The sequence below is a fragment of the Lacipirellula parvula genome (genome assembly GCF_009177095.1).
Taxonomy (GTDB): domain Bacteria; phylum Planctomycetota; class Planctomycetia; order Pirellulales; family Lacipirellulaceae; genus Lacipirellula; species Lacipirellula parvula.
On the sequence record NZ_AP021861.1, the window covers coordinates 2667830 to 2682010 of the forward strand.

At 60.3% G+C, this 14181-nt stretch carries 12 protein-coding genes; 10 read left to right on the forward strand and 2 right to left on the reverse strand.

Annotated elements, in window-relative coordinates; all coding sequences use genetic code 11:
* Nucleotides 1-25: 25 nt before the first annotated feature.
* Complete coding sequence (locus tag PLANPX_RS10565; RefSeq protein WP_152098698.1) at nt 26-1456, reverse strand: neutral/alkaline non-lysosomal ceramidase N-terminal domain-containing protein; 1431 nt, start codon at nt 1454-1456, stop codon at nt 26-28.
* Nucleotides 1457-1923: 467 nt separating this feature from the next.
* On the opposite strand from PLANPX_RS10565, the gene PLANPX_RS10570 reads away from it, so the two are divergent.
* From PLANPX_RS10570 to PLANPX_RS10590, 5 genes are all read left to right on the forward strand, one after another.
* Nucleotides 1924-3360, forward strand: coding sequence for a sulfatase (locus PLANPX_RS10570; protein ID WP_152098699.1), 1437 nt, complete (start codon nt 1924-1926; stop codon nt 3358-3360).
* 2 nt (nt 3361-3362) lie between these two features.
* A complete protein-coding gene (locus PLANPX_RS10575; protein WP_152098700.1) occupies nt 3363-4817 on the forward strand; it encodes a hypothetical protein in 1455 nt (484 codons plus the stop codon).
* Complete coding sequence (locus PLANPX_RS10580; protein ID WP_152098701.1) at nt 4814-5911, forward strand: SGNH/GDSL hydrolase family protein; 1098 nt, start codon at nt 4814-4816, stop codon at nt 5909-5911. Before PLANPX_RS10575 ends, PLANPX_RS10580 begins: the two co-directional genes overlap by 4 nt.
* Nucleotides 5912-5970: 59 nt before the next feature.
* Complete coding sequence (locus PLANPX_RS10585; RefSeq protein ID WP_152098702.1) at nt 5971-6687, forward strand: 3-keto-disaccharide hydrolase; 717 nt, start codon at nt 5971-5973, stop codon at nt 6685-6687.
* A 73-nt stretch (nt 6688-6760) separates the two neighbouring features.
* Complete coding sequence (locus PLANPX_RS10590) at nt 6761-7579, forward strand: dienelactone hydrolase family protein (protein ID WP_152098703.1); 819 nt, start codon at nt 6761-6763, stop codon at nt 7577-7579.
* A gap of 8 nt (nt 7580-7587) precedes the next feature.
* On the opposite strand, the gene PLANPX_RS10595 is transcribed toward PLANPX_RS10590, so the two are convergent.
* A complete protein-coding gene (locus PLANPX_RS10595) occupies nt 7588-8958 on the reverse strand; it encodes a hypothetical protein (protein ID WP_152098704.1) in 1371 nt (456 codons plus the stop codon).
* A gap of 221 nt (nt 8959-9179) precedes the next feature.
* Here PLANPX_RS10595 and PLANPX_RS10600 point away from each other — a divergent pair, with 221 nt between their 5' ends.
* From PLANPX_RS10600 to PLANPX_RS10620, 5 genes are all read left to right on the forward strand, one after another.
* Nucleotides 9180-10058 (forward strand): 3-keto-disaccharide hydrolase, encoded by an 879-nt coding sequence (locus PLANPX_RS10600; RefSeq protein ID WP_172991974.1) that lies wholly within the window; start codon nt 9180-9182, stop codon nt 10056-10058.
* 17 nt (nt 10059-10075) lie between these two features.
* On the forward strand, nt 10076-10930 hold the full coding sequence (locus tag PLANPX_RS10605; protein ID WP_152098706.1) for a sialate O-acetylesterase: 855 nt from the start codon (nt 10076-10078) through the stop codon (nt 10928-10930).
* Between the two features lie 346 nt (nt 10931-11276).
* The gene (locus PLANPX_RS10610) at nt 11277-12482 is read left to right on the forward strand and encodes a hypothetical protein (protein ID WP_152098707.1); all 1206 of its coding nucleotides are present in this window, start codon (nt 11277-11279) and stop codon (nt 12480-12482) included.
* Between the two features lie 90 nt (nt 12483-12572).
* Nucleotides 12573-13562 carry a hypothetical protein gene (locus tag PLANPX_RS10615; protein WP_152098708.1) on the forward strand — a complete coding sequence of 330 codons (990 nt, stop codon included), beginning with the start codon at nt 12573-12575 and terminating at the stop codon, nt 13560-13562.
* Nucleotides 13563-13630: 68 nt separating this feature from the next.
* Entirely contained in the window at nt 13631-14077 is a 447-nt protein-coding gene (locus tag PLANPX_RS10620; protein WP_152098709.1) for a hypothetical protein, read from the forward strand.
* Nucleotides 14078-14181: the final 104 nt, after the last annotated feature.

The window sequence follows — 14181 nt, forward strand, 5'->3', positions numbered from 1 at the left end:
CGAGCATCAGGCGGCGGGAGAAGCGTTACTTCTCAGTTCCTTTCAATTCACGCAACAACGCCACGGCAGCGTCGACCATCTGCTCGCCTCCGCCTGGTTCCAGCTTCGAATAGGTCGGCTCGTACCCTCCTTCGATATATCCCCGGCGCGTCGGAATGTAGCCGGGGTAGTCATTGCACAGCTCAAGTACGAGCGTCTTCGCGAAAGGGGAACGCTGCTTGATCGCCAGCCCCAGTTCCGTGAAGAGCTCCCCGGGCAGCGCGACGACTGCCAAGGAATCGCTCAAGCAAAACGCTTGCACGTCGACCGGCAGTGAGCGGACGCCGTAGTCGTTAACGCCAACGATTTTGACTGCTGCGACTTGCTCCATTATGGGCAATTCGCGCGTTCCAACTTTTGAAAGGTTCTCCTTCGCCGCGGCAATTTCGGCTGCAGTGAACTGTTGGAACGGGACTTCGATCCTTTGGTACGAGGAATTAAGTTCTGGCTTACCGAGGGGCACGGCCGTTTCCAGAGATTTCAGCGCCGTGGCGGCAATCGTTGCGCCGATCCGCTCTGCTTCTTCATGGCTCTTCTGCGGGCGATCGTGCGAGACGTCGAAGTGATTGACGTCGCCGCAAGGGCCGATGCCGAAGATCGAAATATATTGCGAGCCAAACGTGCGTCGCAGATCTCGTTCAAGGTAGAAAGGGAAATCTGCCGCGTATTCGGTGCCGTCGGTTGTATCAAGGTGCAGCCCGAACACTGTTAGGCCGGCAAACGGTTTTCCGTCCCGACGAAACTGGAGTAGCCCAAGCTCGACGTCGGTTGGGCCAGCGGGACGATCTATGTCGGGGTTGAGCTTGCCTGGGTTGGTGATGACCGAGCCATTCTTCATGAAGTAACGGCGGTTGAATGCGAGATCTCGTTGCGTAGCGAAGGATGCGGCGACTTCCGCAGGCTGCATGCTCTGACTCGCAGCGGCGATCGCTTCGACGAGCTTTTTCTCCAGTTCGGCGGAGTAGTCGATCGCTTCGTGTTCATCGACGCCAGTTTTCGCGATCGCTTGTTCGTGAAAATAGTCGCGTAGCGCTCCGAAGTAGAGCGGACCTGTATGGCTATGGGTGGCGGCAATCACGATCTTTTCGACCGGGATGCCTGTGGCGGCCTCGGCTGCCTCACGCACCTGCGACGTCAACGAGGCGGGAACGCCCACCAAATCGCAAAAGACCCATGCGAACTGCTCGCTCCCTTGCTTGAAGACGATCGCCCTGGCTTGCAACGGGTTCGCCGTGCCAGTGCTCAATCGCTCGTAAAAGTATCCGCTCATCCGGTGGCCGATTGGCGGCGTGACGTCGACGACGGCGAGGCCGATGGAAAGCGGTTCGGCGTCGTCCGCTGCAGCCAGCGAACTGGCGGAGCAGAAGGCGAGCAGAACGAGGGCGATCACAGCAAGCAGCGACGGTCGGTTTTTCAAGGACCGACCGTCGCCGCGTCTCGTGCTGCCCCGCCGAGACTGCCGTTGAGCGGAACTGGCCGTTGAGGAATCCACAAGCGATAGACAGGAACAAAGACCTTGCAGAGGGGGCGCGGCGGCGAAGGAGACGGCTGCGATTGAAGCGTCGGTTGTCGACAAATCGAACCTCACTGCGGAAGATGAATGACCTGCGTGCCTGGCACCGATTCGATTGCACGCTCATCGCATGGGTCTCAGTCTACTCCCCGCGCGCCGAGTTGGTAGAAAATGCAGGTTGCAATATTTTGCAAAACGTTTTCGACTTCCCTTCAACGCTCAGGCAACGCGGTGTGCGATCTCGCTAGACTGGGCCTGCGAACAGCGATTTCGATCGCCGGAGCGGTCTGCGGCGATGACTTGAAAACCGAGACCGACGCGACGATTCTACGAAAGGCGGGCAATCGAAACGCGAGTTTGGATTCCATACCATGCGAGAAGGGCAAGCGATGCGAACGATGTGGAAGAGAATTCTTGGAGCGACGTTGGCGTTTGTACTGCTGCAGCCGACGCTCGGGTTCGCAGCGCCCAACATTGTCTTCATTTTGGTCGACGACCTCCGCTGGGATGATCTCGGCTGCGCCGGCAACGATTTTGTCAGCACGCCGAACATCGACCGCATCGCTCGCGAAGGGGCTCAGTTTCAGAATGCCTTCGCCACGACGCCGCTCTGTTCGCCGAGTCGCGGCAGCATTCTGACGGGACAGTTCGCCCGAGTGCATGGCATCACAGATAACACTGATCGCAGCGAACAGAGCCATCGCCTGAAGACGTTCCCGCAGGAACTGCAGCATGCTGGCTACGAGACGGCCTACTTCGGCAAGTGGCACATGGGGAACGACAACACCCAGCGTCCGGGTTTTGATCGCTGGTTCTGCCTGACGGGGCAGGGGACGTCGTTCGACCCGGTCGTCAACGACGACGGCAAAGAAGTGCAGCGAACTGGATACGTGACCGACGTGCTGAATGAGGAAAGCGTCAAGTTCCTCCGCACCAAGCATGCGAAGCCATTCATGTTCTACCTTTCGCACAAGGCAATTCACCCCGAAACCTACCAAGGGCCCGACGGCAAGCTGTCGGATCCGACGCTATCGAACTTCATCCCCGCGCCGCGCCACAAAGAACTCTACAGCGACGCCAAGATTACGCGTCGCCCCAGCGCGGGCGTGCCGCCGACCGATAAGCCGGCGCTGCAGCAGAAAATCGACGGCTTGCCGCCGCTCGGCCCTGAAACCGGCAGCAGCGATACGGTGATTCTCAATCGCCTGCGGATGCTCAAAGCCGTCGACGAAGGGGTCGGCGAGATATTGAAGGCGCTCGAAGAGAGCGGCGAACTCGACAACACGCTCATCGTGGTGGCCGGTGATCATGGCTACTTCTACGGCGAGCATGGCCTGAGCATTGAGCGTCGCTTAGCCTACGAAGAAAGCATTCGCATCCCGCTGATCATGCGCTATCCGCCGCTGATTGCCGCGGCGAGCGAGCCGGCGTCGCTTGTGCAAACGATCGACATCGCGCCGACGTTCGTCGAGCTGGGGGGCGGTGAAATTCAGCCGGCGTACCAAGGGCGCTCGCTGTTGCCGCTCATGAAGGGCGAAACGCCGCCCGACTGGCGGCAGGCCGTGCTCGTCGAGTACTTTTCCGACACGGTGTTTCCGCGGATGAAGCAGATGGGATACGAGGCCGTTCGCGGCGAACGTTGGAAGTACATCCACTTCACCGACCAGCAAGGAATGGATGAACTGTACGATCTGCGGAGCGATCCCTACGAACTTCACAATTTGGCTGATAATCCAGACTCTGCCGGCGATCTAGCGGAGATGAAGGGCGAGCTTAAGCAGCTCTTGGAATCAACCGCCTCGCGCTAGCCATGTTCCGCCTTGCCACAATCGTCGGAAGTGACAACAAGATGATGCGACAGATGACAAAATTGCTGACGTTTTGCTTGGCTCTATGCCTCAGCATGGCGCTCGCGAGCGCGGAAGGGCTGCGGGTCGGCAGAGCTGCCGTCGATATTACGCCGCCGGTTGGCACGCCGATGCTCACGCCGCAACGGCCGCCGTTTGAAGTGAAGCTTGCGGGGCAAGCGCTCGACCCGCTGCAGGTGAAGGCAATCGTCTTGGAGCAAGGCGGAGTGAAGGCGGCCCTTGTGGCGTGCGACCTTACCAGCTTGCCGCTGCGGCTTTCGCAGGAAGCTCGCAAGCTGATTGGAGAAACCACTGGCGTCGATCCGGGCGCCGTCATCATTAGCTCAACGCACACCCATACGGCGCCGCAGATTCGGCTGAAGTACCTCGGCAAGGCCGACGACGAGGCGAAACGTAAGGCCGCCGAGTACGTCGCCGCCTTGCCGGCCAAGATCGCTGAGAGCGTCAAGGCAGCAGAAGCCGACTTGCAAGAGGCGACCGCGTACGCCGGCTATGGCGTCGAAGACTCTGTGAGCTTCAATCGCCGCTACTACCTGCGCGACGGAACGGTGGCTGCCAATCCGTTCAAAGGGGAAGACCACCGACTTGGCGAAGTCTTGCGCCCGGCGGGGCCGACTGATCCGAGCGTTGGCTTGGTAGCTTTCAAGAACCGTGAAGGAAAACCGCTCGCCGTGATGGTGAACTTCTCGATTCATCTCGACACGTTAGGAATCGATCAACCGTCGGCCGACATGGCGGCCGCGGTTTCGCGGATGCTGCAGGCCGTTCATGGCGAGCAAATGCTGGTCTTCTGGGGCAGCGGGGCGTCGGGCAACGTCAACCACTACGACCTGAGCGACCCGCAACGTTTCCGTCGCGAGAAAGGCGTCCACGAAACGACCCGCATCGGGACGATCATCGCGGCCGCTGCGCTCCGAGCCTACCCCAAGCTGGAACCGCTTCGCGACGCTCCGCTGCGCGTCAGCCACGAAACGGTATTGTGCGACTACCATCCCGAGAAGACCGCCGCGCTGCGGGCGCGGATGAAGAATTCGACCCGCTACTTCGACGGTGAAGTCGACGTCGTGCCGGATGGGGATCGGCTGGCGTTTGAAGCCGACGTCGAAGTGATCGCGCTCGGCAACGAGTTGGCGTGGGTCGGGCTGCCCGGCGAGATGTTCGTCGAGCTGGGGTTGAATCTGAAGAACGCCTCGCCATTCCGCTATACGATGATCCACTCGCTCGCTAACGGGGCCATCGGCTACGTCCCTATTTTGAAGTCGTACCCCGAGGGGTCGCGGGAGGTGCTCGCCACGCGCTGTGCGCCGGGCACGGGCGAACGATTGATCGAATCGGCGACCAAGCAACTGGCGCAGTTGAAAGGCGTCGTCCTTCCGCAAACGGTGCAGACGCCATGAAGTTATTACCATCGATCACTGCTGTTGGCGTGCTGCTGTTCGCAATTTCGCTGGTTCCGGACGCTTCTGCTGCTTCGCCCGAGCTGAGTTGGCAGCAACTGCAAACGGAGTTCATCGCAGGGAAGGGGTGGAGCAAGACTGTCTCTCCGTTCGATCGCCTACCCGCGGTCGCTGAGAAAGCAGTCCGGCCGCCAGTCTGGAAGCTTTCGCGCGACTCCGCTGGGATGAGCGTTGACTTCACGACCGATGCCGATTCGCTGGCGGTGCGGTGGACGCTCACCTCGCCGCAACTAGCGAAGCCGCACATGCCGGCGACGGGCGTAAGCGGCGTCGATCTTTACGTGCAGCAAGGAGAGCGTTGGCAATTCGTGGCAACTGCACGCCCGACGAAGTTCCCCACGAACGAAGCAATGCTCGCCGTCGGTCTTGGCAAGGGCGAGAAGCGGTATCGGATGTACTTGCCGCTCTACAATGGTGTGGAGTCGCTCGGGCTTGGCATTCCGCAGGAAGCAGCGTTCGCTTGGGACAAGCCCGACGCCCGGCCGCCGATCGTTTTTTATGGCACCTCGATCACGCAGGGGGGCTGTGCGTCACGACCTGGCATGGCGTATCCCGCGATCTTGGGGCGTCGACTCGATCGGCCCGTGATCAATCTCGGGTTCTCCGGCAACGGCCGGCTAGAACCGGAAATGGCCGAGCTGCTCGCGGAACTCGATCCTGCGCTCTACGTCATTGATCCGCTGCCGAACAATTTCCCCCAGCAAGCCGCGCAACGGCTGCCGAAATTTCTAGAGATCATTCGCGCAAAGCGGCCAACGACGCCCATCTTGTTGGTGGGCGGGCCGCGCTACGCCGATTCGTTGGCGCTCGCCGCGCGGGCCGAGCGCGTCGCTGCTGCGGATCGGGTTGTCGAGAAAGTCGTTCACGATCGACTAGCCAAGGGCGATATGCAGCTTCATTTCGTCGCCGGCTCTGATCTGGCAGCGAACGGCGGCGATGCCACCGTCGATGGGACGCATCCGACCGACTTGGGATTCATGCTAATGGCAGATGACTTGGAACCTGCCAGCAAAAACGCTTTGCAACCTCGCTAACCTGAACTTGTAATCTGACTGCCCATTGGGCGGCAGCACGTTAAACGGAGAACTTTCGCATGTCGATTCCTTACCGCCTCCTGGCGTCCGCCCTGTTCCTGGCGGTTGTGACCGCTTGCACCTCCCACGCCGACGAAGCGAAGTCGCCGCCGCCAGCCGAAGAAGGGTTCGTTTCGATCTTCGACGGCAAGACGCTCGACGGTTGGTGGCCACACACTGGCGTGCCAACGTTCCACGTCGGCGGTAAGTGGGAAGTCGTCGACGGCGTCATCGTCGGCCAGCAATTCCCGCCCGATAAGGGGGGCTTCCTCGCCACGAAGAAGAAGTACGACAACTTCGTCATCCGCTTCGAAGTGAACATGGATTACCCGAGCGACAGCGGCGTCTTCCTTCGCATGGGCGAGGACGGCAAGAGCCACCAAGTGACGCTCGACAATCGCCCCGACGGGCAGTTCGGCAAGATTTACCTGCCGTGGACGCAGTCGATGGTCCACGAAAGCCCCGACGGCATCAAATCATTCAAGCAAAAGGAATGGAACAAAGGGGAAATTCGCATCGAGGGAGAACCGTCGCGGATCCGCTTCTGGTTGAACGGCGACCTTGTCACCGACTTCCAGCACACGGCCGAAACGACTAAGGGAGTTCCCGATTCGGGCTACATTGGCTTGCAAGTCCACCCGACCGTGGAGAACATGAAGCACTTCGACGAAGGGAACAAAGTCCGCTACCGCAACATTCGCATCCGGGAGATCAAGCCGGGCGAGAAGGTGGAGTAGGGCCACCCCGATTGTTGAGGCGACTCCCAGCGTCGCTTTTGCCACTCCTACTTTGCCCTGAGCTCGTAGTCGTATGTTGATCGTTCGCCGCCGTTGGTTGTTGGGGGTTCTCGCTTGCGCAGCGTTTGCGTGGGCGCCGCTGGTCGGTGCTCAAGAGTGGGCGAAGGCGGCGATCGAGGCGTCGCCGCGGCACATGGAGTACGTCACCGTCACCCACGGCGATCGCAACGTCGAGTGCTTCGTCGCCTATCCCGAAGTTGCTGAGAAGGCCCACGCGGTCGTGCTAATCCACGACATCTCGGGGATGAGCGATTGGATGCGGAGCATGGCGGACCAGGTTGCGGAGGCGGGCTACATCGCCATCGTGCCGGATCTCCTTTCGGAGATGGCGCCAGGCGGCGGTGGAACGGAAACGTTCGCCAGCATCGATGATGCACGGCGAGCGATCCCCAAGTTGCCGCCCGCGCAGATCGAGGCTGACCTCAACGCGGCGGCGGATTACGTGAGTAAACTGCCGGCCGCTAAGGGAACCGTCTCGGTCGCGGGGTTTTGCTGGGGCGGCGGGCAGTCGCTCCGCTACGCTACGCAGAATCCGAAACTAAGCGGAGCGATGGTTTTCTACGGCTACGAACCGATCGACGCGGCAGGCGTCGCGTGCGTCGCGGCGCCCGTCTACGGCTACTACGCTGAGAACGACGCACGCATCAATATGTCGATTCCCGACGTGGAGAAGCTAATGGCCGAAGCGAAGAAGACCTTCGAGCCGCTCAAGTACAAAGGTGCTGGGCATGGCTTCATGCGGCACGGGCAGGATCCCGCCGGGACGCCGGAAAACAAAGCAGCTCGCGAGGCGGCTTGGAAGCGCTGGAAAGATTTGCTGAAAACTTACTAGGGGCTGTGTCAGCGGCACAGCTCTTCGATGGCTCCCATAAGCGTCGTCTCCACCTGCGGCGCGGTCCGCGACGCGCGACCCGTTTCGTATCCTCCTTCAGCGTATGAGCGATGGAGCCCGATGTAACCGGGCCCATAGTCGCCGTAGGCGGCGACGCAAACGAACCGCGCGGGAGCGAGCTTTTGGGTCACGAGTTGGTACTCGACAAACGGTTCGCCGGGTAGGTGGAGCAAGTCAACGGGGCCGATGCGCAAGCGGCTCAGCACGATTGGCCGGCCGGTTTCGCTCCTGCCGAGGTACGACAAGCCTCGCGCCGCTTGCAGGCGATCGATCAACGGCGACGACTTGTCGGCTAGCAGTTGATCGAGTTCGTCACGCTGCAACCATGCGGCCAGCGGTAGCTGCACCTCGATTGATTTCCAGTCAAACTCGAGATCGCGGAGCGACGTCTTCTGGATATTGCTCCAGGCTCGTTCGTGACCAGCCGCCAGTCGCTCGGCAAGTTCCGCCCGTCGCGGCGGCGTGCCGTCGTTGTACTTGCCCGCGGCCACGTTGCCGCTGGCGCCGTTGAAGTGGATGTGGAAGACGCCGGGGAGCGCCGCTTCGCGCGCTGAGCGTGCCATGCCGACGAAATCGGCGCTTGCCTTTCCGGTGCGATAATAACTCTGCGGGTGGGTGGCGTAGTACGTGAGGGCCAGCAGCGGTTGGTCATCGTTCCAAAAACTGACCACGCGGGCATTCGGATCGATCGTGCCTTCAGGAAGTTCGCGCAATCTTTCGGCCGCCGATGACATTCGTTGCTCGGCTACCTTGCCGTCAGAGCCGAGGATCCGCCGGTTGGAGGCGACCCGTTCGACATCCCCTCGGCCATACCCGAGATGAGTAACTGGCTGTGGGCTCGCTAGCGCCTGCTCTGCAGCTTTTGCCACACTCTCGATTGTGCTGAGCGAGAATTGGTGGTCGAGCAACTCTCCGTTAATGCCAGCCTCGGCAGCGCGTTCCTCGGCGCCAAGGTCGCAACCAGGCGCGTCGTGCTGGTGAAGCGTTTGCACGGCGACGCGCTCGGGAGTCGTGCCACAAGCCTTCGCGACAGCAGCCCGCCAACGCTCGTGGCTCCCGTTGGCGATGCCAACCCAATCGACGGCCACGAGTGCCACCGGCGCCTGTCCCGCAGGCAGAAAAATCACGCCGCGAGCGGTGAGAAGATCGTCGACGCCAGTGGTGCGCGGCGCCAAGCCCAAGCACAGCGGCGTTCCCACCGGCGGCGTCACATCGACTGCGAAGTGGGCGATGCGGAGTTCCGCAGCGCCGCCAATGGTCGCTGAGCAGGTCATCAGCGCGACGACGATGGCGGCAAGCGAGTGAAGGTTCGTTTTCACGCGAGCACTGCTCCAAGTTGAGCTTAACGGCGATGTCACCACCTCGGAGCATAACGGCCTGATCGTTCGTTCGCCCGTAGGAATCACGATCGACCTTGCAAGTTGTCTTAAAACATTTCCAACATCTTGCGAGCCGCCTAGCGCGCTCCGTTATGATCTCGCTACGTCGAAAAAACCATGTGGCGACGCTCGGCTCCATCACTAAAGAACGACTCGCTCCCATGAGAAAATATTCTTCTATCGCCGCGGCATGCATCCTCGCAGTGGCGGCAACCACGTCACTGCAAGCGGCGCCGGCGAGCGAGCCGAGCTCGACGCGCGAGGCTATCACGCCTGGCGACGAGCCTATCATCCTCTTCGACGGCAAGACGCTAGGCGATTGCTACGTCTGGCTCAAGGACGTGGGACGCAGCGACCCGGAGCAAGTCTTCCGCGTCACCGATGGCCTGCTTCACGTCACCGGCGACGGCCTTGGCAGCCTGATCACCAATCAAGCTTTCAAGAACTATCACCTCGTCCTTGAGTACAAGTGGGGCGACAAGACTTGGCGCGATCGCGAGAACTCCGCGCGCGACACGGGGCTGCTCATCCATAGCAATGGCGTTGACGGCGGTTACCAAGGGATTTGGAAACCCTCGATCGAGGTGCAGATTATCGAAGGCGGCGTCGGCGATTTTGTGTTCGTCAGCGGCAAGGACGAGGCTGGGGAGCAAGTTCCTTTGTCACTCACCGCGCCGGTTACGCTCGATCGCGACGGCGAAGTGGTTTGGAATCCAGATGGCAATGTTGAAACCTACGGCACGGCGAATCGCCGCCGCATCAACTGGCGACAGCGCGATCCCGACTGGAAGGACGAAAAGGGCTTTCGCGGTCCGCACGACGTCGATAGTCCTGGTCAGCAGTGGACTCGCATCGACGTCTTAGCCGATGGCGACCGAATCACGACGTTCGTCAATGGCGTGAAGGTCAACGAAGCTTCCAACCCCTCGCCGACGAGCGGGCAGATTCAGCTCCAAACTGAACTCGCCGAAGTTTTCTTCCGTCGCTGGGAACTTTACCCGATCGATGGCGGGCCGGCGCCGGCGCCGGCTGAACAGTAGACAAACGGGGCTGTGACATGATGGCTGACCGCGACTCATTCCGCAGGCGATTGATGTTGCGAGGCCTGCTCAGCGCACTGCTGTCGTGTTGCGTTGTCGCAGCGACCTCGAGTGAATGCGTCGCCGAAAACGCCGCTTCCGCTCCGTCGGGAGTTGCGAAGGAGAACTTTCACATCTATGTGCTGCTCGGCCAATCGAACATGGCAGGTCGCGGCAAGATGACCGCGATGGATCGGCAGCCAGTTGACGGCGTCTACATGCTTGATGCGAACAACAAGTGGCAGCTTGCGGCGCATCCCCTTCACTTCGACAAGCCATCGATCACGGGCGTCGGCCTGGGGATCAATTTCGCACAGACGATACTTGATATAGCCCCGCATGCAACGATCGGGCTGATTCCATGCGCCGTCGGCGGCACGCGACTCGACCAATGGTCGCGCGGCGGGAAACTCTACAACGCGTCACTCGCCCGTGCACGTTTAGGCCAGCAAGTTGGCGAACTGAAGGGAGTTCTGTGGCATCAGGGGGAGTCCGATTCCACAGACAAGCTTGCGCCGACCTACGGAACGAGGCTCGCTCAATTCATCGATGACTTTCGCCGCGACTTGGAGCAACCTGCGTTGCCGTTCGTTGTCGGCGAGCTTGGGCATTTCCGCCGCGACGCACACCCGCAAACTGACGAGATTAACCGTCAGTTGCATGCACTACCGTCCGCACTCCCGCGCGTCGCCGTCGCTTCTGCAGCAGGTCTTGAAGATCAAGGCGACAAGACGCACTTCGACGCCGATTCGCTAAAAACATTTGGGCGACGATACGCAGAAGCGATCATCGAGTCGACTAGCAGTGGACACTCGGGCTCAATAAACGACTGAAATAGCCTGTTTTGGTTTTGACTTAGAATCGCTGCAAGCTGCGTATACGGCCAAGGATCTTCGAGCCCGCGAAATGCCCTAGATTTGGGCGTCGTACGTTGCGGGCTGCCTAGGAACTATGCATGACGAGACCTATAGCCTTTCATTGTCGTCATCGCTTGGACGGCTCTCTTTGTGACATCGCGTAAGCAGTTTGTGGGATCTATCGAAAGCGTTGGAAATGAATTTTTGCGGCGATAAGAATCGACCTGTGGCTTGTTTTTTGCCAAGCAAAGCACCTTCGTCGCGAGCAGCCTGCGGCTGGCGCGATCGCACTGAGCTGAACGAATCACATCGGAGATGGAACATGCATAAGTTTTTCGGCCGAGCCCTCCTCGCTTTGCTTGCGAGTTCACTCATTGCTTCCGAAGGCTTGGGCGATCTGTTGTTGTACGAAGGATTCGATTACCCCGCCGCCGAGCCAGCGGCCTTCCTCGCCGGCTCGACGAACCCATCGGGAAGTTCTTGGACCAAACCGACAAGTTCTCCAGCCGGGCAATACACAAAGATCGTGGCGGGCAGCGTCGGTTATAACGGCCTGGCGGCGCCGGTTGGCAACAGCGCCTCGGTTCCTCGCGCCACGCCGACCACCGGGGAAGACCGCATCGGCCTCACTGGCCAACCCTTCACGCGCGCCAATGGCGGCAGCTACTTCTTCTCCTTCACGCTGCAGATGACCACATGGGTCAATTTCGCCACTGAGACCGGTGACGCCGGAGCCAAGAACGATAGCGGCCGACGCGGCGGTTTCATCGGCGGACTGTTTGGGGCGACGACTGGAAATATGCAATCCGCGTCGGGCTTTGCCGCGCCCATCTATATTCGTCGCGAGGTTGATTACAACCTCACCGGAACTGACGGTACGCCGGGCGCCCAAACAGGTCGATTCGAACTCGGCATCCAAGCAACGGCAACGCCAGTTGGGCTGTTTGATTCGTCGCTGCAAAATAGCCGCGGCGTTGCCTACGATGAGACCGCCTCCTACGCCGTTGGCGACACGATTCTGATTGTCGGCGAATACAAGTTTGTTGACACGGAAACTAACGGATTTGCCGACGTCGCTCGCCTCTGGATCAATCCGACGCCCGGCAATGCGGCTGCCGAGGCGACTCCGACCATCGTCGATGAAAGTTTCGACACGCCCAACTTGGGAGGAACGCTGCCGATCGCCGCGTTCCACATGCGCAACGACACGAACACGCCGGGCAACGTGTTGATCGACGAGATCCGCGTCGGCACTACGTTCGCCGACGTACTGCCGGCGGCGGCTGCGGGGCTTCCTGGCGATTTTAACGGCGACGAGATTGTCGACGGTGCAGATTTTCTGGTCTGGCAGCGCGGGAGCTCGCCGCAGCCGCTGTCAACGAGCGATCTCGACCTTTGGAAAGCCAACTTCGGAAGCGTTGGCAGTGCGGCTAGTGCACTCTCAGTGCCCGAGCCGGCGTCTCTGACGCTTGCCGCGCTGACGATGGCGCTGACCTGCCTTCGCAAGCGGCGGAAGGCTTGCGATTAGTAACCAAACGCAATGCAGGCGGAACATTAGGCGGCTGATTCATTCTTCGAACGCCCAGATTGACTTCCTCGTGGAAAGGAGAATTGTCTAATGCGAGCACTTCTCGCGGTTGCTGCGATCCTGGTCGCGGCGACTCCCGCCTCGGCTGCACTGTTAATGTATGAAGGCTTCGACTACGCCGTCAGCGACAATTTGAACGGCCGGACCAACCCGATGGTCGGCACGCCCTGGCTGAAGTCGGGCAGCAGCCCTGCTGGAACCAGTCAAACGATTGTCGCCGGGTCGGTTAGCTATCCAGCCCTGCCGTCTGCGACTGGAAATAGTTTGTCGACTCCGCGACTAGCAGCAGCGAGCAACACCGCTAATCGCATCACGCTCCCATCGGCTCCATACATTCGAGCAAATGAAGGTTCGCTGTTTTTCTCGTTTACGTTTCGCTTGCTGGAATGGGACGCGATTACGGACGTGCTAGCCAAGAACGCCACGAATCGCAAAGGAGGCTTGATCGCCGGGTTCCATGGCGGCGTGGCCGACACCGCGACTGGCATGGGAACCGCCACCGCCTACGCGGGCAGCATCTGGGTGCGGCGAGCCCTCGACTACACACAAACCGGCACTGACGGCACGGCGGGGACGCAGAATAACACCTACGAGCTCGGCATCTTGAAAACGATCGCTAGCCCGTCAGCCGCTGAGATGGAGACCGCATTCGCCACGTCTCGCCCGCTGACGATCGGGGAGACGGTGCTCGTCGTCGCTGAGTACAAGTTCGTCAACGATGGAACGCTGACGAGCGACGTGGCTCGGCTGTGGATTAATCCAACTCCCGGAGTGGTCACCGCGCCAACAGTCGTCGCCCCGATCAGCACCTCCGGCATCACCACCGCGATTAACAGCTTTTACATCTACAGCCACACCAGTTCGCCCGGAGATTCGCTGGTCGACGAAGTTCGTGTGGGAACGACTTTCGCGTCTGTTGTGCCTGTTCCGGAACCGGCTGCGTGCTCCATGGCCGTTCTGGGAGCAACGGCGGTTAGCGTGGTCGTCGGTCGCCGGCAACGCGAAAACGTAGCAGCGTGAGATGGAACCTCAAACCCGCCGCAAACGAGAGTTGCCTTAACGTGAGAAACTTTAGTAATCGACAAGCATTGAGCGCCGCAACTCTGTTGCGGACGGCAGCCGTCGCGACAGTCCTAGCAGCAGTCGGCTGCGGCGCTGGCAGCAGCCACGGCACTCGCGAGCCAATTTCCGGCTCGGTGACGGTCGATGGCCAACCGCTTGAAAGAGGATATCTCGTCTTCGAGCCTAAGGCGGGGCAGGCGACGCAGTCGGGAGGAATCATTTCCGCTGGAACGTTTAGCGTGCCGGCTGAAAAGGGCGCCGATCCGGGAGCATACTCTGTGGCGATTTTCGCCGAAGCGAAGCTGCCAACGACAACTGCTGAAGCTGGAACGCCCGAATACGAACAGGCGATGGCCGCCGACAAAGGCGGTCAGGTCATGATACCAGAAAAGTATAACGTCAAAACAGAACTTACGGCCGAGGTCAAAACGGGTGGGGAGAATACATTCGTGTTTGACCTCTCGACAAAGTGAAGGTCGACAGCCTCAACGCGGCAAGCCGCCTTCACGGACATCGCAACGCGCGAAGAGTCGATCAGCATTCGGTATTCAAAGTAGTTCGAAATAACTGTGGGAAA

What these genes read in the sequence shown, in the direction of transcription:
- PLANPX_RS10615 (WP_152098708.1), top strand. Translation starts at nt 12,573, where the DNA reads ATGCGAGCACTTCTCGCGGTTGCTGCGATCCTGGTCGCGGCGACTCCC.
- PLANPX_RS10575 (WP_152098700.1), top strand. Translation starts at nt 3,363, where the DNA reads ATGTTCCGCCTTGCCACAATCGTCGGAAGTGACAACAAGATGATGCGA.
- PLANPX_RS10610 (WP_152098707.1), top strand. Translation starts at nt 11,277, where the DNA reads ATGCATAAGTTTTTCGGCCGAGCCCTCCTCGCTTTGCTTGCGAGTTCA.
- PLANPX_RS10585 (WP_152098702.1), top strand. Translation starts at nt 5,971, where the DNA reads ATGTCGATTCCTTACCGCCTCCTGGCGTCCGCCCTGTTCCTGGCGGTT.
- PLANPX_RS10605 (WP_152098706.1), top strand. Translation starts at nt 10,076, where the DNA reads ATGATGGCTGACCGCGACTCATTCCGCAGGCGATTGATGTTGCGAGGC.
- PLANPX_RS10570 (WP_152098699.1), top strand. Translation starts at nt 1,924, where the DNA reads ATGCGAGAAGGGCAAGCGATGCGAACGATGTGGAAGAGAATTCTTGGA.
- PLANPX_RS10580 (WP_152098701.1), top strand. Translation starts at nt 4,814, where the DNA reads ATGAAGTTATTACCATCGATCACTGCTGTTGGCGTGCTGCTGTTCGCA.
- PLANPX_RS10590 (WP_152098703.1), top strand. Translation starts at nt 6,761, where the DNA reads ATGTTGATCGTTCGCCGCCGTTGGTTGTTGGGGGTTCTCGCTTGCGCA.
- PLANPX_RS10600 (WP_172991974.1), top strand. Translation starts at nt 9,180, where the DNA reads ATGAGAAAATATTCTTCTATCGCCGCGGCATGCATCCTCGCAGTGGCG.